At 45.4% G+C, this 21,806-nt stretch carries 25 protein-coding genes and 5 pseudogenes; 6 read left to right on the plus strand and 24 right to left on the minus strand.

All coding sequences use genetic code 11. From position 1 onward, the window contains the following. Positions 1-6 precede the first annotated feature (6 nt). The 5 genes and pseudogenes from BM100_RS19355 to BM100_RS19375 form a co-directional block, all read right to left on the minus strand. Complete coding sequence (locus BM100_RS19355; protein ID WP_092513979.1) at positions 7-1,002, minus strand: DUF6453 family protein; 996 nt, start codon at positions 1,000-1,002, stop codon at positions 7-9. Beyond that, a pseudogene (locus BM100_RS19360) lies at positions 1,003-2,721 on the minus strand (TipJ family phage tail tip protein); the annotation flags it as partial. A gap of 718 nt (positions 2,722-3,439) precedes the next feature. Then, positions 3,440-5,011, minus strand: a pseudogene (locus BM100_RS19365) (terminase). After that, positions 5,008-5,568: a terminase small subunit gene (locus BM100_RS19370; RefSeq protein WP_092513981.1), complete on the minus strand. Its 561-nt coding sequence runs from the start codon at positions 5,566-5,568 to the stop codon at positions 5,008-5,010. The pseudogene BM100_RS19365 and the gene BM100_RS19370 overlap by 4 nt, the downstream one beginning before the upstream one ends. A gap of 9 nt (positions 5,569-5,577) precedes the next feature. Continuing rightward, complete coding sequence (locus BM100_RS19375) at positions 5,578-6,057, minus strand: hypothetical protein (RefSeq protein ID WP_092513983.1); 480 nt, start codon at positions 6,055-6,057, stop codon at positions 5,578-5,580. Between the two features lie 47 nt (positions 6,058-6,104). Between BM100_RS19375 and BM100_RS23235 the strand changes: the two genes are divergently transcribed. From BM100_RS23235 to BM100_RS22750, 3 genes are all read left to right on the plus strand, one after another. Further along, positions 6,105-6,254, plus strand: a complete 150-nt coding sequence (locus tag BM100_RS23235; RefSeq protein WP_175494983.1) for a hypothetical protein — start codon at positions 6,105-6,107, stop codon at positions 6,252-6,254. Between the two features lie 389 nt (positions 6,255-6,643). After that, positions 6,644-7,300 carry a C2H2-type zinc finger protein gene (locus tag BM100_RS23240; RefSeq protein WP_169924762.1) on the plus strand — a complete coding sequence of 219 codons (657 nt, stop codon included), beginning with the start codon at positions 6,644-6,646 and terminating at the stop codon, positions 7,298-7,300. A gap of 186 nt (positions 7,301-7,486) precedes the next feature. Further along, entirely contained in the window at positions 7,487-8,278 is a 792-nt protein-coding gene (locus BM100_RS22750; protein WP_139217005.1) for a hypothetical protein, read from the plus strand. A 91-nt stretch (positions 8,279-8,369) separates the two neighbouring features. On the opposite strand, the gene BM100_RS19395 is transcribed toward BM100_RS22750, so the two are convergent. The 5 genes from BM100_RS19395 to BM100_RS19410 are packed head-to-tail and all read right to left on the minus strand — an operon-like array spanning position 8,370 to position 10,047. Further along, positions 8,370-8,669 (minus strand): hypothetical protein, encoded by a 300-nt coding sequence (locus tag BM100_RS19395; RefSeq protein WP_092513989.1) that lies wholly within the window; start codon positions 8,667-8,669, stop codon positions 8,370-8,372. Positions 8,670-8,673: 4 nt separating this feature from the next. Then, entirely contained in the window at positions 8,674-9,126 is a 453-nt protein-coding gene (locus BM100_RS19400) for a lysis protein (RefSeq protein ID WP_092513991.1), read from the minus strand. After that, a complete protein-coding gene (locus BM100_RS19405; RefSeq protein WP_092514023.1) occupies positions 9,123-9,533 on the minus strand; it encodes a structural protein in 411 nt (136 codons plus the stop codon). The genes BM100_RS19400 and BM100_RS19405 overlap by 4 nt, the downstream gene beginning before the upstream one ends. Then, positions 9,533-9,727 carry a hypothetical protein gene (locus BM100_RS22755; protein WP_139217006.1) on the minus strand — a complete coding sequence of 65 codons (195 nt, stop codon included), beginning with the start codon at positions 9,725-9,727 and terminating at the stop codon, positions 9,533-9,535. The genes BM100_RS19405 and BM100_RS22755 overlap by 1 nt, the downstream gene beginning before the upstream one ends. After that, the gene (locus BM100_RS19410) at positions 9,724-10,047 is read right to left on the minus strand and encodes a phage holin, lambda family (RefSeq protein ID WP_420855338.1); all 324 of its coding nucleotides are present in this window, start codon (positions 10,045-10,047) and stop codon (positions 9,724-9,726) included. Before BM100_RS19410 ends, BM100_RS22755 begins: the two co-directional genes overlap by 4 nt. A gap of 157 nt (positions 10,048-10,204) precedes the next feature. On the opposite strand from BM100_RS19410, the gene BM100_RS19415 reads away from it, so the two are divergent. After that, the gene (locus BM100_RS19415; protein ID WP_092513993.1) at positions 10,205-10,468 is read left to right on the plus strand and encodes a DUF1883 domain-containing protein; all 264 of its coding nucleotides are present in this window, start codon (positions 10,205-10,207) and stop codon (positions 10,466-10,468) included. Here BM100_RS19415 and BM100_RS19420 read toward each other — a convergent pair. The 12 genes and pseudogenes from BM100_RS19420 to BM100_RS19465 all read right to left on the minus strand — a co-directional run. Further along, the gene (locus BM100_RS19420) at positions 10,451-10,624 is read right to left on the minus strand and encodes an Rrf2 family transcriptional regulator (protein ID WP_092513995.1); all 174 of its coding nucleotides are present in this window, start codon (positions 10,622-10,624) and stop codon (positions 10,451-10,453) included. The two genes, BM100_RS19415 and BM100_RS19420, sit on opposite strands and share 18 nt — an antisense overlap. Before the next feature lie 207 nt (positions 10,625-10,831). Further along, the gene (locus tag BM100_RS19425; RefSeq protein ID WP_092513997.1) at positions 10,832-11,647 is read right to left on the minus strand and encodes a DUF2829 domain-containing protein; all 816 of its coding nucleotides are present in this window, start codon (positions 11,645-11,647) and stop codon (positions 10,832-10,834) included. A 154-nt stretch (positions 11,648-11,801) separates the two neighbouring features. Beyond that, a pseudogene (locus BM100_RS19430) lies at positions 11,802-12,838 on the minus strand (DNA-methyltransferase). Between the two features lie 110 nt (positions 12,839-12,948). Further along, positions 12,949-13,149, minus strand: a complete 201-nt coding sequence (locus BM100_RS19435) for a hypothetical protein (RefSeq protein WP_092513999.1) — start codon at positions 13,147-13,149, stop codon at positions 12,949-12,951. A gap of 200 nt (positions 13,150-13,349) precedes the next feature. After that, positions 13,350-13,901, minus strand: a complete 552-nt coding sequence (locus tag BM100_RS19440) for a DUF1133 family protein (protein ID WP_092514001.1) — start codon at positions 13,899-13,901, stop codon at positions 13,350-13,352. Between the two features lie 34 nt (positions 13,902-13,935). After that, complete coding sequence (locus BM100_RS19445) at positions 13,936-14,235, minus strand: Ref family recombination enhancement nuclease (protein ID WP_092514003.1); 300 nt, start codon at positions 14,233-14,235, stop codon at positions 13,936-13,938. Between the two features lie 82 nt (positions 14,236-14,317). Then, a pseudogene (locus tag BM100_RS19450) lies at positions 14,318-14,844 on the minus strand (DUF1367 family protein); the annotation flags it as partial. 37 nt (positions 14,845-14,881) lie between these two features. Continuing rightward, complete coding sequence (locus BM100_RS23245) at positions 14,882-15,022, minus strand: hypothetical protein (protein WP_169924763.1); 141 nt, start codon at positions 15,020-15,022, stop codon at positions 14,882-14,884. A 35-nt stretch (positions 15,023-15,057) separates the two neighbouring features. Continuing rightward, positions 15,058-15,645, minus strand: coding sequence for a hypothetical protein (locus BM100_RS19455; RefSeq protein WP_092514005.1), 588 nt, complete (start codon positions 15,643-15,645; stop codon positions 15,058-15,060). A 220-nt stretch (positions 15,646-15,865) separates the two neighbouring features. Next, entirely contained in the window at positions 15,866-16,636 is a 771-nt protein-coding gene (locus BM100_RS19460; RefSeq protein WP_175494984.1) for a helix-turn-helix domain-containing protein, read from the minus strand. Continuing rightward, positions 16,633-16,878 (minus strand): hypothetical protein, encoded by a 246-nt coding sequence (locus BM100_RS22760; protein WP_139217007.1) that lies wholly within the window; start codon positions 16,876-16,878, stop codon positions 16,633-16,635. The genes BM100_RS19460 and BM100_RS22760 overlap by 4 nt, the downstream gene beginning before the upstream one ends. Before the next feature lie 125 nt (positions 16,879-17,003). Next, positions 17,004-18,062 (minus strand): annotated as a pseudogene (locus tag BM100_RS19465) (DUF927 domain-containing protein); the annotation flags it as partial. 1,182 nt (positions 18,063-19,244) lie between these two features. Between BM100_RS19465 and BM100_RS19470 the strand changes: the two are divergent. After that, positions 19,245-19,760, plus strand: coding sequence for an ssDNA-binding protein (locus BM100_RS19470; protein WP_092514007.1), 516 nt, complete (start codon positions 19,245-19,247; stop codon positions 19,758-19,760). Positions 19,761-19,996: 236 nt separating this feature from the next. After that, positions 19,997-20,347 carry a hypothetical protein gene (locus BM100_RS19475; protein WP_244590690.1) on the plus strand — a complete coding sequence of 117 codons (351 nt, stop codon included), beginning with the start codon at positions 19,997-19,999 and terminating at the stop codon, positions 20,345-20,347. 586 nt (positions 20,348-20,933) lie between these two features. On the opposite strand, the gene BM100_RS19490 is transcribed toward BM100_RS19475, so the two are convergent. Together BM100_RS19490 and BM100_RS19495 are read right to left on the minus strand one after the other, a co-directional pair. Further along, positions 20,934-21,254 (minus strand): hypothetical protein, encoded by a 321-nt coding sequence (locus tag BM100_RS19490; protein WP_092514013.1) that lies wholly within the window; start codon positions 21,252-21,254, stop codon positions 20,934-20,936. 321 nt (positions 21,255-21,575) lie between these two features. Beyond that, a partial coding sequence (locus tag BM100_RS19495; protein ID WP_139217008.1) for an integrase core domain-containing protein occupies positions 21,576-21,806 on the minus strand: 231 nt, incomplete at its 5' end.

Genomic DNA, 21,806 nt, shown 5'->3' on the forward strand with positions numbered 1-21,806 from the left:
GAAGAGTTAGAAGTAGTCGTCGAAGTTAATCGCGTAGATGTCGTAATTGATGGGTTTGTAGCTGAACCAGTTAGCCTGAAAATACTCAAAATCCATCTTGCCGGCTTCGCTTATGGAGATGGTGTTACCGGAAAATTTGAAACCTGAATCGGCAAAGCGCCACATATTCCCCCCGGTATTCTTAATCAGTTTTGCCAGTCGGTTAACGTGCACCATCGGTCTGGCGATGGTGGGGCTTGCCCCTTGCCCATTTCTGACCGGTATCATTTCCCCCAGAAAGAACGGCGTGTAATAAGAGGAATACGTCAGGTTTCCGGAGGCGTTGTAAATGGCAATCCCCCAGTCCGGTTTTTGTAACGGGAAGCCGCTGGAGAAAATCACCACATGCACATCGCAGGCGACATCATTGTTCACAACCACCTTATCGTGGGTCATACCGATGGCGGCGCCGGGGGTTTCTGTGCGGGCAAAAACCAGACATTGATTCCGGTTCGGGATAGCGTCCGGTACGCGCCATTGCCCATTACTTCCTAACGAAAATCGCCCCCGATAGACGCAATAGCCCAGTCGGTTCTGGTCAGCAATGGTCGATACTCCATTCATCCCCGCCAGCTTGATACCAAAAGACTCTGTGTATTTGGGGTAACCGCAAACCTGAATATAGAAATTTGCATCCTTATCAAAAAAAGGGGAGAAATCACGTGTATCCTCACTATAGGCAAATTTCAGGTATTCCCCCTCCATGCGAATATTTTCAATTCGGAGGTCTCTGATAATCGATTGCAGTCCCTGTTGCCCCACCACGACCGTTTTCGTGGGTATCAAAACGATATTGAAATCTCTCGCCTCGGGAATGTGGTGTGATGTCTCTGGGGTGTAGAAACCCTGCGCGGCGGTTTTTACCGTCCGCAGTAAACTCAACATTTGTGCCCTGTCAGAGTCCAAATAATAAGGTTTACCACCATCCCCGGGTCTTACCCAAATGCCTATCTTGCCGCTCATTTACGTTCTCCCTACCTTAATTCGCAATGTTCCACTACCGTCATAGACGGTCAATCCGGTGTTATCTACCGTTGTGTGTACATCATCAGCCGACCCTCTCATTTCAAATGCCCCGTTCTTCGGCAAATTCCAGCCACCATGAGGCCAGTTATCCGACCGTATTCCGTCAGCAATTTTTGCCATCGTGATGGAAGCATCCTTGATTTTCGCCCCATCAATGACTGCCGTACCCAGAAAAGCTTCCTTGATAAACACCTGCCCGTTCTTAATCACAAAGACCGATTCTGACTTTCCGTTGGTCGGATTCACCACGGTAAACTGATTGGCCCTGACACCGAAATGCGTCTCTACCTTCCCGTTCTTGACCTCAGCACCAATCACCATGCCCGCTTTATAGAACTGGTTGTTGTAGTTGATGCCAGCCCCAATATCATGGATGGCATAACCATCACCGTTCGCATCAAAAACAGCGGTGGCTTTGGTCTGCACGGCAGCCGCATTCTCGCCCACATCGGCTTGCACCTTTTCCATCTTCTCAGCAAAGGCTTTCTGATCGGTGACTTGCGTGGTTCTGACTTCCAGTATCTCCGCGCGCATCTCGCCGTTTTCTTTCAGCTGACGCTGAACCACGGAGCCTATGAGCACGGAGTTTTCCAGTATGGCCTCGTTGGTAAAATCGATTTGCCTCTCCAGCCGCTTCCCGGCCTCGGCGGTCAAGAACTGTTCTCCGGCAGCGTCAACAATCCAGCTCGCATCATCGGAAGACTCCCCCCGGATAAAGTCCGTCCACGGGGACTGATTGCCGGATTTGTCCACCAGCCGGGCACGAAAGTAGAACGCCACCCCGGCCGCCAGTCCTTGCATTGTGTGCGTGCGTTGGGGGTAGGGAATGTCCGCCAGCAACATCACACCTTCGCCGTCGTGGGTCTGGCTGTACTGGATTTCTGTTTTCAGGGTGTCACTGGTGTTGGGGGCAAATCCCCAGTCCAATTGGATACCGAAGAGTATCGGCGTGGTTTTAAAGCCCAAGGGGGCCGGGGGATTTCCTTCTTTCCCTTTGAGATAAGTTTCAGTGGCATTCGCCCAGATACTGGAAATTTCCGCCGCATTAATCACCCGCACCCGCGCCTGATAGCGTCCGGCGTAGATACCGGGGACTTCAAAACTCTGGGTAGAAGTTCTGGGGGCCGATATCCAATTGCCGTTATCCCGCCGCCATTCCGCTTCATAGGCGATGGCATTTTCCACCGCCTGCCATGTCACGCGTAAGGTCGTTACCGCCATGCCCTGATGCACACTGCTGTCACTGCTGATGGTGACGTGCTTCGGCGGCGATTGCACACCGGGTGGAATGACCGAAATGGACCGCTCATCAATGCGGGTGCCGGTGTCGATATGGGTGTATTTGTTGGGATTGTGCTCCACGGCGGTGATCTCAAACGAAGCCCCGTCTTCCCCTTCCTTGATGCCGGTCACCCTGAACTGCTGGAGCGCCAAATCAGATGCATCAATGGACCAGACACTCTCCGCCATCGGCGTCTCTGAATACAGGGTAGTGACCGTGACCACGCTGCCGTTGCATGCTCCAGTCAGTCCCGTTAAGGCCACCATCGGTTGCCCGACCGTGTGGGCTGATTCTGCAATATCAGCTTCCGCCTGATAGTGTTTGATGTTCACATACGCAATATCGGCCAGTGGCGGCGCATCCGGCGTGTGGTCATTGTTCATTGAGCCTATCCATGACCACGGCAATTCGGATAACGGTTGACCGGTTGCCTCTTTCAGTTCCACCCAATCATGGGCAATTAAATTACCCTCCTGATACCAGTGTCGTGAATACGCCCTGCCCTCAATGAGTCGCAGTTCAATCCAGTGGTCAATCAGTTGCAAATCAAAAGCATCCGTGTCCTTCGGTTCTTGGTAATGCACCACCACCAGCGACGTTTTTCCGTTGGTCACCCGCCAGTTAATAATTTCCTTGGCGGTAAATAATCGGATATAGGGACGTCCCTTTTCGGCCTCTGATTGAATGCCGGAGCCAGTGAAGTCACTCAGTAGCCCGGCACGCCCGCGCTGTAATACTTGGGATAGCGCATCGCGTATCATTTGTGTCAACGGCTGCCCTTCACCATCAATATCCGTTTCCAGATATTCAATGCCGCCTGAGATATCGATTTTGACGGGCTTATTGAACGCAATGCCCAATAACCCGCTCAGGGTACGCCCCGTCGCGTTGATAAATGACGCCCGGAGTAAATAACGTTCATAGCGCTTATTGGTTGGGTCATCCTGATCTTTCTTGTCTGCCGGATGGGGTAAATATCGTTCTTTCCGGCTTTTCACTACCCGCTCACCCCCCACACAATCGCCGATCATGTTCCATTCTGGCAAAAACTCGGCGTAGGCCGGATGTCTGTAATCAACATTTGTGCTCATGTTAGTTCCAATTGAAATTGAGTGATTTGGTAAAACGCAGGGGCTTATGCAAGACCCGGTACCGTGTCGCATCCCAATCGTGATCTTCCTGCTCGGTATCCACATCATCAGGGTTTTTAGTGTCACGGACTAAGACGGGAACACGGCTAATCCCGCCCCGGCAATGCTCGAAGACATAGAACGCGGGCTTTTCTGGCATACCTGACTCTGTTTTCTTGCCTTCAATGACCGCCTCGAGCATGTCCGCAAAGAGGGACGCACCGTTGATACGAGAGCCGGGGTTTTTGTTTGCTTTCACCCATTCGACTTTCTGTGCTTCCATTTTTTGAGCTATGGAATCCTCATCGTCGTTTGGTGTGTAAATTGAGTTATCAGCAGGCCCCTTTATCACCGCCTTACAGATGCCGGGCAGGATATTAAGCTGGCCTTGTGTTTTGCCTTCTTTGACGATTTCATCAGGGATCGTTGTCTCTAGCCCAACTAAACGCCCATCAATCCACTTAATGCCTTTCGCAACATTGGTGGATGACATATTCAACCCTTTGTTTAACTCATCTGGCGGGCAATCATACCATTCCCCAATCAGGATTAAGGTGCCGGCTGGTGGGCAAAATTGGCGGCCATCAGACAAGGTTGCTTCTGTACCGTCTGACTCGGCCCACCACAAATTCGCGAAAGGCTTTGATTCACCCCAGTCGTGAGAACGGTCAACCGTCCAGCTATCGGGGATTTTGAATGGCTTGATAACGTGGTAGCTAGCATTCCAAAGATGGTCAAACCGCCCACCACTCGTGACATCCCATGAACCCTCAACCCACGCCTTTCTACGGTTTGGGTCTTTGATGCCCATCAACGTTGCAATGTATTGCGGGTCTAGGTAAGGGTTTTCTTTAAATGAGCCATGAATCGCGACGCGGGTCAGGGTGATATCTTCGTCTCGTTCAGTCTGTGGATTGAATACTTTCTGCGTTTCACGGATAACCGTTCCGCGCGGTGCAGGCTCAATAAAACGTTTCTTCACCCAAGTATGACCAATCCCAAATGGGTTTGTCGTGCTGAAGGTTTCCAGTGGGATCGGTTTTAACAATGAACCATCTTCAAGCGGGTAATCCTCCGGCCTGAATGATGAACGGCGACAGGAAAACATGGCTTAATAAAAGTCGGCTGATGTCTGCTTGGTTAATTCGTTAAAGCCAATAAAAGGGAATTCCTGACCGTGATAATCCCAATAGTCATCCGCCTCTTTGCCAAACCGAAATAACAGTTCTTCACCTGTCGGCCACACCCAACGTAGTTCTGATGCCGAGGCCAGAAAACGGGCGCCGTCTTTAAACAGGCGATATATGCGTTTTGATTGGGTAATGATATCCGCGAGGTTTTTATATTCCGTATCGAATATCACCCCACGCCAGAATGAACCGTAACCTACCCCGACATTGCGCCGGAATCGAGCCAGTTGTGCCGCTGTCTTGCCGGGGCCTCGTGTGCCTTCATACAGAATTTCGTTACACGGGCAACTTAATGATAATGACTGCGAGCCGGGCAGCGGTTTCCAAACCACATTGTAATTCATCCACCTAATACCTCGCTCTGCTGTTTCTGAGCCACCTGCTCCCAATCATCGACGTTATCGCAGGCAGGAACCGGCATAATGTTATGTGTCGCCACCACATTTTGATCGACCTGCTCTTTAAACGCCTGAACCGCAATGTGCTTGCCAAGCAACTCAAGGTTTTTCACTTTGTCAGGCCATTTGATTTTCTTAAGTAGCGCGGCTGTGTCTTGTGACCCTATTTCCAACACTTCCATACCGGATAATGTTGTTCGCCAGACTTTAGGCCAGTCCTTGACGGCTTTCAGTTCCCCACCATCGGCGAGAATGTCGAGGACATCCATCTGGTCAATTTCAACCAGCCGCTTCAATACATAGGCGGCATTGATTCCGACTTCTTCATTGCGTTCGGCTTTGAGTTCAGCGATACGTGATTGAATATCAGGTTTTGACAGGTTTTCAGACGCTGTGCGGTTTGCAGTCTTATCGCTGTACCCCGCACGAATTGCCGCTTGTGTGGCGTTCAAATCAACGAGGTACTCACGACAAAACATCTCTTGCTTGTCGGTGAGTGCCATTTTTGTTCCTTATTTTGACAGCAATCCACCCGGCATCCGTTCACGAGTCACGAACTGGCGCATTTCTTCGCGGATGAGTTGGCGGGTGTGATCGTCGTTAGCTTTTATCTTGGCTTCACTTATCTTGGCTGAATCAATGATGAGTGGTGAGTTTATATAAGGCCCACTGGCTACATTGAAAATCTTGAAGCTATCGCTTGTAATGGTAGCTATTGCTCCCTTATCAGTAGCCAGTTTCATGCCTGCATCATACTTGCGGCGAGATGCCTCATCCGTTCTCTTGATTAACGTTGCATTCTCCAGCATAGCTTCAACACTTTTTTGGATTGAAGCTTCCAGCTCTGTTGTCGCATCTGAAACATCACGTCGGCCTTGTATACGTTCCAATAGCTCAACAATGTGCTCTAACTGTGATTCAAGTTTATTTAAGGGTTCAGTGTTGTATTTGATATCGACAGTGATGGCGTGGGTTGCTGTACCTTGTGACATGTTTTGTTCTCCATAGGTTTTCTGTAGCAATCACGACTCAATGAATCATGATGGCAATACAGGCCGTCTCTCCGGCTGTCACACCACTTTTTCTGCCTACAGCGGATGTTGCTGATAATGACCCGCTCTACACGGTGGCATGGGTTATTTTTGATTCTGTCTGTACGCTCGATGGTAAGGATACATGTCACAGCTAATACCGACAGACGGCGATAACCCGACGCATAAGAGGTGCGCACAAAATAGAGAGTTTAAAACAAGAGGTTAGCTCGTTTTGTCCAGTGCGTTATGTCCAAGTAATACTTTGAAACACAATAGATTTATTGCTTTTGTCTAGCCCATAAATCAACCACGGAGATATCCCTATAGTTGAAAATAAAAATGCCACCAGCCCGTGTGCGTTGGGTACGCGATGAGAACGGGGATGATGGCATGGGTTATTGCTTTAACCACTCAAGGGAATGGGTAAAGGAATATTGTGTTTAGTTTCAGAGCGTAACTAATAGTTAAGGTTTATTCGCTTGTTTTACGGTGAAGATGGGGGTAGAGGTTGTTGTAAATGTGTTCAGACTTAAGGAGTATCTTTATGTATACATGTCAAATTTGTCGTCAGGTCTGTGTAAACGAGAGCCTAATGGTGGCGCATATGCAGACGACGCACCCTGTAGAACACCAACAACGACAACAACAACTACAACGACTAGAACGAGAACACTCAGAACAACAACGACAACAACGACAACAACGACAGCAACAACTACAACTACTAGAACAACAACGACAACAACAACGACAACGACTAGAACGGCAACGATTAGAACTACAACGACAACGACTAGTACAAGAACAACCACTTGAATGCGACATCTGTAATTTCGTTACTTATAGCGAGAGCGGTTTGCATATACATATTGGTTTAAAGCACTCTGGACAAACACAACAGCCCACCACCTTACAACAGTCTGCACAATTTCAAGCTCCCCCAATCATAAGACCTATACCGCAACCGCCCCAGCATGTAATGATGCCCCCAGTGGTTCAACAGCCTCAATCAACACCTAATCAGCCTCAGATTGGTAATGCTAGCAGCGCATTTCAGCCTTACCAGCGTTTAATCGGCGGGACTGGTGGTGCATTTACTCCTTATCAACATCAACCTTCTACAACAGCAGCACAAGATGAATCTCTTGATTTATCCATTCGCAGTCGTAGTCGTAGTCGTAGCCCTTATAGACGCCAATGACCACAATCACCCCAGAATCATTTGCTCTGGGGTGTGTGCACTTCGTTCTTTAACCACTCAAGGGAACGGGTAAAGGAATATTGTTTTTAATTTCAGTGGGTAACTAATAGTTAAGGTTTATTCGCTTGTTATTGGGTAGATGTGAGGTAAATATCATAATCAAATATATTTACGGAGATAATTATCATGTCTTATGAACATCAACTCGCTTACAACGCAATAAGAACGCATATTACTCAGTACACACGATCTGATAATGGAGTCATATCTTTAGAGATATTAAAAATAAGTCCGACAATGTTAATAAGACAATTCCCTAATACTTTCCCCACTAAAACCCAAGTGACAAGACTATTCAGTGATCTAGGATTTATAAAATCAATGTATTTTAATGAATACTGCTTAGATATCCACAGTTGCGGTATTAATCAGAGAATCTACGAGCAGGAAATACTTCCATACATAGTCAATAGCCAAGATAATTTTTCAAGCGTTATACTAAAACATCATGATGATATTGTAGCAGCAGGAGTGAGGGAAAAACTTCATTATCCTTATGGCTCCAGGCCGACACCTACAAATCCTATTCATCAACTCCCTCAAGCATCAACTTTATCGGGAAATAATCAACCCATGCATGGTCTTTCCCGCGCTCAAAATAATCCACCCCTATCTAGAATCCCTCAAGGCAGCTATCCAGCTTTGCATGCTGCACTATTTGGAAATAACTCATCTCCACCAAGCAGCCCGCAACAGGATGTTCATACTGAAGAAGGCCCTTATGCATATCAACGGGGTGCTCCACTGCGGCATTTATCGACATCACCGCGTCCGAGCACTTCACGACTGCAACCCCAAGCACGAGTACGCACACCTTCACCACTAAGCTCTGCACTCAATAATCCCTGGGGTGTTGATATGGAGGATATCGATTCTTTTCTACAAGAACAGAGAGGATCGCCCAACCTACGCCGTTAAAACACTTTATTTCACCATTGCCCTGAGTTTTAGGAGTTACTGACACTCCTACACCCCAGACTCATTTGCTCTGGGGTGATAATGCGTCCCTCTATTCAGCACGAAATATCACCTCCTGTTGCTGCGTTTTATCCTGCCAATGATTTTCTATCGCCTCACTCATGCGCTTCATCCAGTCAGCTAGTTTCAATGCTGCCTCTTTTTCATTCTCAAATGAAGGCATATCATCAAACTGCGTTGATGCTTTGAAATTACCACCCAGCTCTTTTTCTATAACCAAGGTTTGCTCTAGCATGGTTGATTCAGTGTGGTGAATGACAGTGTACTTAGCCACGGATGATTGCTTTCGCCTGTTCTTTTCAAAGTAAATCAAATCAACTTCCGTTTTCATTTTTTCACCTTAAACATTCAGTCTTCACATAATCCCTCAATCCAAGGCACTGGGCTTCGAGGGTTTCAAGTTCTCCGAGGAGACGTACATAATCTTGTTCAGCGTCTTTCTCCAGTCGGGCGGGTCTTGAACCATCCACGCCGGAGGGGGAAGCGGTTTCAGGCACTGGGCATTCTGCCCTGACGTACACGCGCTTAACGTAAGTGCGCAAATCATCGCTAAGCTGAGTGATTTTAGATTTGGCATTTGTGAGTTCCTGTAAGCGGGTGGTGTCTATTTCGGAAAGATGCTTGATGCGTTCTTGCTGGTCTTTGATTGCGATGACCTGCCTTTTAAATTTCGTCTCCAGTTCATCATAATCTTTGGCCTTTTGCTGATATTCACTGTAATAGAACCAAAGCAGGCCAGCGATGACAGCAAAAGCACCAAGGGCGAAATATCGGCTGTTAAGCCTCACAGCATCTCAAACGCTTTTTCAAACGTCACCTCGGAATAAGGTTGCTTGTTTTCGTTCTCCATTCGAATGATGCCCTCTACCAAAGCAAACAGGGCTTTCTTATCTTGGGTAGATATCTTAGCATCAGGAGAAACACCGACCTTTACAGCAGCAAATCGAATGTAGCTTTCAGTGTTGTTCTCTATGGGCGGAGCATAACGATTGATGATTTGTCTAATCGAGTGCAATTGGTATTTGAGCTGATAGTTTCTGAGCAACTTCATCAGCGCCCTGATGCCATGCTCCGCTGTTTCAAACCGACAGAACCGCTTTTCGATATTCCGGTCATGCGGTAATTGTCCAAGCCACTTATTTGCTGAGTTGTTATCAATGTTACCGGGATTGTTGTTGCGTATGCCTCTGGTCATCATATTGCTCCCCGTCGTTGTTCGTGCCCTACCAACATCCTGAGAAACCAATAGCGTTCGTAAAAATTGAAATAGTCGTTTAACCATTTGTATTTAGGGTGACGAGCAAGCTTCAGGAAATATTGATCACTAGACCAATGCCTTCGTAGCCTACGCAGTACCCACCAGCGGCGAATTTGATTGAGACGGCTCATTGCTTATCTCCCAAACGCTTGTTAATCGCCCGAATAGCGAAGCCGCGTACCTTCTCAACGCCAATAAAACCGATGGCACCACCGATAGCCGGTGCGAAACTGCCCGGAATACCAAACATCTCCAAGCCACTGGATACACTCCATGACAAAGCCCCGCACAATAAGGCTTCGACCCAGCGGTTCTTGCGTTCCACGCCGTCATAAATCAGACGACCGTAACAAATCAGGATGGCCAGGATAGAGCCGGATATCTGCGGCCAAGAATGTTTTAGGCCGCTTAACAGATCGGCCCACAAATCAGGGTTTTCTTTCATTTTCATATTCCACCCCATCAGAACAATGGGCGTCCGTGGGGTGAGAGAGTCGCCCCTGTGAGTAGGTTAAAAGTAATGAGTTAATACTTAAGGTATGTTGTTAAATCAGCCAAATATTAACCAACTTATGAGGGATGGCTGATTACCTCTGGAAGGAGACAAGATGCAGTTTTTGCACAAAAGAATTCACCTTAATCAAGGTGATGTCGTTAAGGTTGATTGCTCGCATCAGTGCAATATTATGCTATTAACTGACAGTGACTTTCATAAATACAGAAACGGAGGCCAGTTTAATTATTACGGCGGTTTCTATAAAGCCTTACCCGCTCGAATTTCTGCTCCGCATTCTGGTTACTGGAATGTCACGCTGGATATCGGGGGAGGCTCAGCAAACATTCGTCATTCAATCTCAGTTATTCCAGCATAAGGATTCAGCTTTAGCCTGAGATAATGCAGCTTCAAGGGCGGTAATGATTTTTTGCTGTGTACCGTCCTTTATGTACCCAGTCGATCCCATTCCCTCCCCCTTGCCCTCATCGCGATACCAAATTGTTTCGCCGTTAAGCTCTATTGATATTTTCATTTGTATACCTCTGATATATGGTTATGAACTCAGTCCGACTTTAAATGAATTCGTAGCCTGTTTTAACTATGGCTCATTGTAAGCTCTGACATACAAATTAAGGTTGCCAGCCGCAATGCATGTATACGGATGTGATTAGAGTGATTGCGGTGGTAAAAACAACCCCAGCAAATGCTGGGGAAGGTTTATAAGAGTGGCCTAAGTTGATTACTCATACCATTCACAATGGAAGCGGTATTTTTTTCCTACTCGTTCTAGCAGCTTACCGAATTCTGCTGTGTCACCTTTCTCATAGCGAAGATGTGCCTCCACTTTTGTTGAATTAGTGTTTTGTTCTGTAACAGTACCAAGGTTATACTTTTTACCATCTACAGTAATTATCAAAGTTTTATTGCTCAGTTCTGGAACTTGCTTCCTAAATTGTATGCTGATTGTATTAGCAGCTGAACCAAAATATTTAGGGCCGAACCAATAAATAAGGTAAGGAGCTGCTATATTATTTTCAATAACAACTAGATCTTTTTCTAAACTCCATAGTTTATCCAAAACTGGTTCAGAGTGGCCTTTTGGAGTTGCGTCAAAGACTACATTATATTTAAGAGTCTTTGGTGTTTCAGGTTCCGGATCAGGCGTTGGCTCTGGTTCTGGCTTTACCTTCTCTCCAAAAAACTGCCAATCACAAGCCATCATATCTTCTTGCGTTGGCTGCCACGGTACAAAATTACCGTGTTCATTACGCAGATCAATATGAGTTAGATAATCATATTTCGTTCCAACAACAACCCCATCAACTGCATAAGCGCTATCTTTCTCTACGGTTAAATCATTCACACGTGGCGTGATAGCTAGATATTTTTCATTATTCCCTTGGCAATTTACCCAAACAGAACGAGTAACACGCTTGCGTAGTTTTAATTGAATCAAAGCCCAAGAAAAAGAACCTACCGGTGCAATAAAGCAGTCACATTGATATTGTTTTGGATCAAATGGACATTCATGTTCAGGCTTAATAAATTCAGACATATTATTTCCTTATATTTATAAATTAATGAAAAGACAAATCTTATATTTAACTTTCCATTCGTTGTTAAACAGCCTAGATATATTAACGATTATTTATAATTGAATGAATTGATTGGCCTTGTGCAGAAATTCATACAACCAACTGGAATTAATATTATTTATCCGTATTTAACATGATTTCTTGCTCGGTCTGCTTAAACCGTTCCTCTTCCAGCTCAACACCCAAAACACGGCGATTTAACTTCAACGCCGCTTTCAGTGTTGCCCCGGAACCCATAAAGAAATCGGCCACCACATCCCCTTCTTTGCTACTGGACTGGATAATATGCGCCATCAGGTCAGCGGGTTTTTCGCAGGGATGTTTACCCGGATAATATTGAACAGGTGCAAAGTGCCAGACGTCGGTGTAAGGCACTTCTGCCGTCACCGTGAACGAACGGCGCATTAAGCCGTATTCTTGCCGTAATTCTTCATACTGCCGTGACAAGGTGAGGTGAGATTCAACTAATTCATGATAGGGTTTGTTCAATTCACCACGCTGGTGCTTTTCTTGGGTGATACGTCCAAACAACACCTGCAGCTTTTGGTAGTCCGTCTCATTGGGTAACTGCCACTGGCTATCACTAAACCAATGACTGGCCATCTGCTTGCCCGTCGCTTCGTGGATCTCTTTCGCTGTAACGCCTAATACTTTCCGTGCATCACGAAAATAATCTATCAGCGGTTTAAATACCGACTGTTTCAGTGCCCGGCATTGCTTGGAATAGCCATCGCCTTTCGGGTGATACGGCCCTTGATAATGCTCGGCAAAAATAATGCGTTCCGTGGCTGGAAAGTACATCCGCAGGCTTTCTTTATTCTGCCTGCGCCATGGGCCAGAAGGTTTCGCCCAGATAATATGATTTAACACATTGAACCGTCACGAACGAGCAGCTCAGTATCCGAGGCTAGACGCGAACCACAGAACATATACAGGCTGCCGTTGGGTTTCAGTACCCGCCAGAATTCGACCAGTAGTTCATCCAACCACGCAAGGTATGCCGTGACATCTTCCCACTGTCTGTCCCAGGCACAATCTTTTACCTGAAAGTACGGCGGGTCAGTGGCGATTAGGTCAATACAGTTGTCCGGTAAGGTTTTAATAAATTGCAGTGAGTCGTCGTTAATTAATGTGATACCACTTAAATTCACAATTGTTTTCCATCAGTCGACGCTGACTTGCTTGCTGGAAAGCCACAGGTGAGAGGCTGGCGTTATTCAATCCACCAGCCGTCCATTTCACCGCTTAAAACGTTGCCTTATTAGGGGCAACGTTTGAAAAACGTGTCATCGTCCCGGCTTTCCATCAGGCCAGCCAGACAAAATTGAGTTAAAAGCAATTGGCAACGCGGCGTGGATAGCCCCGTCAGGGTGGAAATATCGTAAACGGATGCCCAGTCATACACGGGCACAGTTTCTAAAACACAGGCGGCAGCCGTTGTCATATCTTCATGTTTTAGCATGATAATTTAAACCTTTGGTCAGTTATTGTGCATAGACACACATGTAACTCTGACCAAGGATAACAGCAAGTCTTACCTGAATTTCAGGCACAAAAAAACCTGCACTGGGCAGGTTCTCTTTTAATTTCGTCGCTTGCGGGCATAGCTTCGCGAAGCATATATAAAAATACTAACTTTATTGCTCAAAAAGTCAAACTTTTTTAATCAACGTAATGCCCCTGTCTTTCAAATTCATCACACATGGGGCGATATAGCATAAATTCCGCCACATTTAACCATGCCTCAATTCTACGGCGACAAGTAGAAAGTGAAATTTCAGGACAGCGTTCATGCATTTCAGTTGCGATCCCGTAATACGATTTTTTAAATAAGTAATGTTCTTTAACAACGTCCAATAAACCGGGGTCATCATTCATCACTTTAGCAATGACCGCATCCATTTTTAGACCTTCCGAATCAGTGCAAAACCATAAGCGGCTGATCGACTGCTTTTCCTGCATTCCGCCAAAAATCTGCAATAACTCTTCTTGTGTTAGCCCCGCTTGCTGCATCCTTTTCATAGCTACTTTCAAGGCCTTTTTGGATATAACAGGTTGTGCCAACAGTCGGGATAAAATACCTGCAGCCTGTGGTGATTTGCTAATCGTAGACCAACTTCCCCATAGGCTTAACTGCCCACGTATCCAAACACTTTCCAGCGTGCGCAGCCTTAAATGCTCTTCACCTTTTCCACATGTATTCGGATAAATCATTCTTCGCCCCTTAACTTCCTATTATTTAATTCATTTACACCCGACATAACCGTACCTCTTCAACTTCCTTTTTCACTTGGGACAAGAGTTCTGTTTCCGTACCGTGGATTGCCTGCCATGTTTTCGGAGCAGCATAAAAACCCGTGGGATAACATGCCCGATGATGGCGCGGACATAATGGCAGAACGGAGAAGTGATCCGCCCGTTGTGCCATCCCCTGCCCCGTTCTGATATGGTGGGTTTCCGCTGGTGATACTCCCAGCCCCATATTCCGGCAACAAATACAGCCCAGCGAGGCCACATCAGAAAGCCACTGTTTTTCACTGTTGGTCATTGGTCTTGCCTCTCCATTACGCAAAATCAAACAACTGAGAAGCGGCGTTTTCAGCAGAACTCTGAGTCGGAAAGTTACGGTACAGAATGAAGTTCCAGAGCACATTTAATGTGGCTTTATAGAGTTCCTGAAATTCCAAGTCCTCCATTTTGGCAAAACTGATTGAACGGGGTTCTCGATGCAGGCTGCCATTGGGCATTTCGTAAGTGTCATAGTGACCGGATTCCACCGTTGCCCAGCGTCGGAACGCATCAAAGGATTTAGTGGCGGTAATGTTCTGGGCACGATTTTTCGATAAACCGGCAAGGTATTCATCTGCAGCGGATTGTAAGGCATCTTCGGCGCCGGCGAAGTGAGCCAGAAATTGTACGTAGCCACGGACAAGTTTTTTTCTTCAGGGGAAATCGTACCGCCGGTGGGTTCCCAGTATTCATAACCGAGATTCAGGAGGGCAAAATATTTGCGGTGGAAACGGGGGTTACGTGCTTTCTTAAAATCCGCATAAAGCACATCGCCACACTTCACTTTGGAGTGCAGGTATTCTCTGGCGGCAGGGGTTGCTGGCCTCAGAGTATCATTGGAGATTTTGATAAAACTATGCTGCGCCATAACTTATTCCTCTAAGTGATGACACAGCAGCTTACGTTTAGGTTGTCGGATGTTCAGGCCGATGAGATAATTCTAGCGGTTTACCGTCTGTTACGCTACCGGCAAAATCTCTGCGACTGGAAAGGCTTCCTTCCATCGTCGCCTTCATCAGTTCTCCCTGATGGGAAGTATTGGACATTGTGCCCACCATCAGTGGTAGTTCTAGCCAACCGATTATTTTTTTGATATGCGGTCATTAGTAAAAGATTCCCAAGCACTCTCTAAAGATTGAGGCTCGTACCACTTATACTGCCCATAGTGCGGATCATACTGCTTTTGCCTATATATCTCTTCTGCAGAATAACGGCTACCTGAGCCAGGTTTATCAATACAACGACGGTCTACATTAGGTATGTGACGTAACCTAGTGCCCCCTAACGAACCTTTAACTGGTATATTAAGATAATCAGCCAGTTTTTGAGCAAAACCATTTGCTCCAGACCAGCAAGCTATTATTCTAGCACTTTGAATATTGTGTCCTTTGATTCTAATACTGTTTAGTAAGTTATGAACTGTTCTGCAAAAATCACCTATATTCATTCTAGGAGCATTTTCAACAGTTCCACAAAATAATATCTGAGAACTAGTTGAGAGTGAGTGTCCTATGATATTGAGTCTATAGTGAGGTTTTTTCTTAGGCTTGTCCAAAAAATAGTGAAATTTACCTTCCTCACACAGGAACAGCTTGGTCATTTTCTGCTCCAACTCATTAACAGTAGTTATTGCGAGAATACTGGATTCAGTGTGTCGATACTGTCCCATAATTCCTCCTGTAAACAATGCTGATTGCAATGCACATTAATTACCTTAGTTTAATATCACATTAAGTTAAATTTTCAAATGTAGATTTGCTTATGCAGCTTGACATAATTCTTTATAGCTTCAACGCATGCCAGCCCAATGTATTCCAACAAGCGGCTTCACCCGAAAAACAACATTCAGCCACAGTCAGTGATTCCCCACACTTATCACAGTGCTGCTTCTATAATTCAGCCATCTGACTTTTTAATGAACGGTCATCCATTCTAATTAACATCGCCAGATATTCTTCCCGGTCATAGACATAATATCTTTCATCAATACCATAGCCGCCCGGATCAAGCTCTTTAGCCGCTACATTGCGCATCTGATATAACCAGTCCCAATAAAGAAACTCACGCACTACATCGGACAGCGTGTGCGGTTCGGGGAGTTGTTCAGCAAAGCCTTTCGCTGTTGCTTTACGCAACTTATCAACTTCATTGATGCGATCACCATGCATACACCCTTCGGCGTATTCTTCTTCGTTCCAGTAGTGGAAGGATTCATAGATTTCAGCCAGTTCCCCCACTAGCATCAATTTTTCGGGGGCAGTCAGTTCCAGTGCAGCTTCATAACTGGCAAATAGTCCTCTGACCTGACTGACTTTCTTATTCTGTTCTTTCGCCCGGTCAATATAGCCTTGTAGGTTATCCATACTCATGGTGCCAAAGGCCACCTGAAACGCATGCGCACCCGATTTCATCAGGTAATCAACATATTTCTGCTGGGCCTCTTTCGGGGTAATTTTCAGTTTCTTCAGGGCAGCTTGTGCTGCGTCAAGGTGGGCGGGTTCGTTGGTTTTGATGACCTCCAGTACCCACAGATAGGCATCAACCTGCTTGTTGCCGGTGATCTTGCGCTGAGCAGGCAAGGGCTTTACCGTTGCGATTGCGGTGCTGTGGCTTGGTTCAGGAATGGTGAAAAGTGTTTTGTGTACTGTATTGTCCATCATTGTTTTGTCTCCCCCGCTAAACTTAAAATCATCTTGTCGCTGACTTCCCGAATACGGGATCTTTCTTCTAATTGACTGTCAACCTTCAACCACTGCCCCATGAAATTGCCCATTCCCCAACGGGATAATCGATATACTTTTCCCATAATGCCTCTGTAATGTCGGTTGAGAGACAGGTGGCTTATGCCCGTTTGATGATCTGCCTGCCAAAAAGAAGCCTGTCCCCGTGGCTGTTGTCTCAAAACCCCCGCTGAGTTGCCTCATGTTGTCTCACTCTAAAAATAAAAAACTTTATAATTCATTGCATTAATAGAAATGAGACAACTGAGACAACCGAGACAACACCTTTTTTCTCTCACATGAAAGATCAGGTCTCTTCTTCAGATTCAGGCACTAACACCATGATGTAAGCCCGTTGCTGGATGCCCCCCAAGTGCTTGAGGCGCGGCGTTTTGCCCTGATAACTGCGCCCACTGGCCGGCTTTCGCAGTATTCCATTTTTCACCAAGGTATCGGCGAACATGTCCACGTTAAATCCCCGGGCAATCTCCTGCTTAAAGGTGGCAGGCAAGGTATAGAACACTACCGGGTCATCGTCATGCTGGCCTTTCTTTTCCCGGTATCCGGCTAAGTCCCGGATGGGTAAATCCCGTTCGTCGTAGGGTAGCGGCGCATAACGGCTCATGCCGTGGGCGTTCAGGAAATCCACTGTCTGCTCAACAATCTGCTCCAGTTCTTTGTTGCCTGTGCCGAACTCAGCCACCCACACATTGAAGATATATTGCAGCACATCCCGGCAGTGCTGTTCATCCCAGCCCGTGATAACCCGGCCCAGCATCAAGGCGGCTTCCAGCACGGCAAAGCGATCACTGACTCGGTGCACCTGCTCGCCGTAGCTTTCCGGTATCAGCTTGCACCAGCGTGACTGGGCGTTGAGATAGGCTTTTTTCGCTTCCTGCGGGTGTGATGATAAGTAACTGATCCACTCCCGCCCAGCCGCACCGTAATGCTCACGGCAACCCCGCTTTAAGGCATCCGCATGGGCTTTACCGCTATCCAATCCGTGCAAGTTTTTTGCCCTTTCCATCGGAATGTTGAGCAATCGAACCAATTGCCCGGCATTCATCTTGATCCCCGCCTCCATCAGGAACGTCGGAATATCTTTTTCCCCGGTACTGATGGCGATCGTTCGCCAGCTGGCCAATGGTCGGTTACCGCCCTCTTTCGCCCCCTGACCCACTTCATTGAGTGACAGCAGCCCGTCATTGTGTGCCAGTGCCTCGTTGGCAATCCCCAGTGCGGTGCCGTACCACGTCAGCCGCTGCTCATCCGGTTGACCGTACAGACTGGTGGCAATGTCTGCCGTGGTCATTTTCCCCGCCGTGGGCTGGGCATACAGATGCACCCCAAACCCATCCGCCCCTATTGTGATGGCATGGGTTATTGCTTTTAGTTTTAGAGAGTAACTAATAGTTAAGGTTTATTCGCTTGTTTTGCGATAGCGATGAGGGTAAAGGTTGTTGAAATATATTTTTACTAAAGGTGATTATTTTGACTCAAAAACATCGAGATTTTTTTAATTTACTGAAGCCATATATTTATGCGTATGAGCGGCATACCCGAACTATGTCATTACGCCTTTATCATTGCTCCCCAAAAGTGGTAAAGTCGATCGGTAATCGGATAGGTGTTCAGGAACAAGATATTCCCCAAATAATAGATGAATTGGGATTCAATGGACTACAAGGTTTGCTCACCTTGCTTCCACACTCCTTTGACATCGATATAACTCGTTATGAGCGGGAGATAATTGGGCCATTATCTGTCGATTCTAGTGGGAAATTGAACTTCAGTAAGCTTGTACAAAAAATCGAGATTAGTGAGAGAATACAACAAAATTCACGGTCTCTAGTTAATGGCGTAATGAGAATAATTAGATCACGCTCATCTCGTTATAATCCGATATCAGTAGCTTCACGGCCTTTTGAATCAATGCCGCTAAATTATCCGGCTCCGGGTGCTCCACGCGCACCATCTCCAATGTCGCAGGAGCGCGTAGCTTCGCCTATTGGACATCCAATTGAACAATCTAGCCAAAGTTATAATTCTTATAGCCCTATGGCAGCACCAACAAATCCTGTTCATCAACATCTACAACCTCAGTCTCGACCCCAATCTCTGCTGTATTCTGCTGAACATGAACAAACACTTCGTGACGCTTTCGACTACATACGTCGAAATTCTTAGAGATCGCCGAAAAGACACCATTTATAGCTTTCTCCCATAATCTTATCCTTCAGCGTGAGGGATAAGGCTTTGAGTTTTTTTTCTATTTCCCATATCGCTTGTTTATCCAAGTTTCAAGTTAATAGGTTGCCAGCCGCAATATATGTATACGGATGTGATGAAAGTGATTGCGGTGGCAAATACAGAAAAGGCCGCGCTTATGTTGTTGTGCAGCCTTGAATTTAGAATGTAAATTGGGGTTAAGTTTAAGCAAACACTCTTAGTTTGGCCTATTAACTGTTTTATTGCAGTACCTAGCTTTGCGATTCAGAGTTTTGATAGGAGAATTGGTAGTCATAAGGCCCACGACTAACATAATTTTATGGCTGTGATGACTTACCAAGGTTATAAGCTGTTCCATCAAGTGTTATACAAAGCTCTTTATTTTGGAAGAGCGGAAAGATTAATTGCTGAAATTGAGGCCGCCATTCTCAAAGTAGCAACGGAGAAATGGGGAGCAAAAGCCGAAGGTATAATTAAAGACATTCGCGGCAATAATATGCGCTTTAATTTCCGCGACGGCGACAGTAAATCGGACTACGACGGCTACGCGGGTAATATGTTTATTTCGGCCAGTAATAAAGCCAGCCCTTTAGTTGTTGATCGCAACCGTTCTCCCTTGACAGCCCATGATGGTAAACCTTATTCCTGTTGCTATATCAACGCGACTATCGGCCTCTACGGGTACGACAATAAAGGCAAAGGTATATCGGCCTCACTCAGCGGGGGTCAGTTCTTCCGTGATGGCGACGCCTTCGCAGGCGGTGGGGTTGCATCCGTGAACGATTTCGATGATTTAAGCGAAGTGCAGATGCTGACGCCGATACAGAAGAATTAATTTAATACGTTAATTGCCCCGTTAATGTTACGGGGCAACCCTAAAATAGAATTATTCAGGTGCATGTATATAACGGAGCATCTCCGCGGAAAGATGTGGGTCTAATACTAACACCTCTCTCAATAGATCTAGCGTTTTCCTGCATATTAAACTAGGTTGTTTAGCTAACTCTTTTGGGTCCTCAATATAGTAATCTTCTCCATATTTTCCGACTAATTTATCATTGATGATGGAAAATGCTTCTTCGACTTAATAGCCATGTTGCCGGCCTGTATGGCGATGTCTATGTGTCCGAGTGGGCTTGGTCGGATAATCCCATTCGGTTGGTGCAATTAGCGCTGGATCTATCAATGCATGAGAAATGGAAGAGAACGTTTTATTCCTCCAGAGATTCAGGGGATAACGGCGAGGAGGCTTATAAGCGGTTCTTTATCCTGAATCGTATCCAAGGTGAACTCGCTTTTTTCGATACGGTAACATTGTTTGATAATGACAATTTTTGGGATGAAGAAAATCTTAAGAAGGCATGGTCACAAAAGGAGTTTGAAGAACTGTTTTTATGTCGATTGCCTCATCCACGGTGGTAAATCTCATTGTTAAATCCCCCGTAGAACGTAAAGCCGCCCAGCGTCAACGCCAGAAAAATTCTGGCGTGACTAAAATTGAATTGCTCCTTGATAATCAAAAACTGGTGATACTGATACAAAATTGCTCACTGAGACGGCCCCGTATGACGTAGTTGGATATCTGCCATTGTTGATTCGCAAAAATTATGCGAAGGCGCAGCTGAAAATACAGGCGTTATTTACACGGCAAACTGGACTTCGTGAACGTTAAATGGAAATTATAAGGTGCCCACTTAGATTCATTTATAGCAAGTCTATCATTATCTTCAATATAATTTTCAAAATACCTATCGCCCCGTTTTGATATATAATCCAATATAAATGAACCATCAAGAGCTATAAACTTTATTCCAACTGGTCGAGGAGCTGGTAATGGTGGACCAGGTACATTAAATGGAGCATGACTCCATGGAGGTAAATTCCATATTGGATATTCTACATAGTCACTCGTTTGGAGAATTACCTGAAGGGGATATTTTGTTTCATTATGTACACATTTATAATCCATGTTATAAACCCTCTAGTTATATTAATCGATGTTATATTATTAACCGTCTACAGGAATTATAGAAATTGGAAAGCAATAATCAAAAAATGGAGACTCAACACTACAGCCATCCTGATAATGAAGAGAAAATTTTTGATACTTGTTCAAAATAGAGGAATCACTTAAAGCAAAGGTAGCGTCAAGGTGTACCGCATGCGCAACAATCCTAATCTGTTCTATAAAATCGCCATATATAGTGAAAGTAAATGTAGAACCAGGAGAGATATAAGAATGCTGTTTTATAGGGTCATTTGGAATTCCCCCTCCTGTAACCATAGCACCCATAAGTACTTGTGATACGTTATAAAGCATTATATTCATAATTTTATCCTAGATAATAGAATGAATGGAGATTCAATTTTATTGAAAACAGGTAATAAAGTACATTTCATAAATTAATAATTTATTAAATAATGAATTTATTTTTTAATGTTAATTTATGGATTTGATTTTAATTTGCCGATTTTTTAATACTTACCCATATTCATTTAAATAAAATTCATCATGACCCCGCTATTTCAAATAAAAACAATTACATACTAAACGTAGTGAACTTATTATTTTATTATTTTTAATATCCCCTAAAAAAACTTCTAAATAGCTTTCTAAAATAATGCTACACCCTCTGTAAGCATACCCGTTTTAGTTCCACGTACTTTTTGAGATTTCCGCGTTTTCATTCATCATCCGGTACTCTTCCGGCGTCAGATTGTTCAGCGATTCATGAGGCCGCTCGCTGTTGTATTCCGTCATCCAGTGCTCTGTAATTTCCCGGACCTCATTCAGTGTTCTGAACAGATAAAAATCCAGTACTTCTGTCCGGTACGTCCGGTTAAAACGTTCGATAAAGGCATTTTGTGTCGGTTTTCCTGG

Origin of the sequence: Xenorhabdus mauleonii, assembly GCF_900113945.1 — a bacterium.
In the GTDB taxonomy this organism is placed as follows: domain Bacteria; phylum Pseudomonadota; class Gammaproteobacteria; order Enterobacterales; family Enterobacteriaceae; genus Xenorhabdus; species Xenorhabdus mauleonii.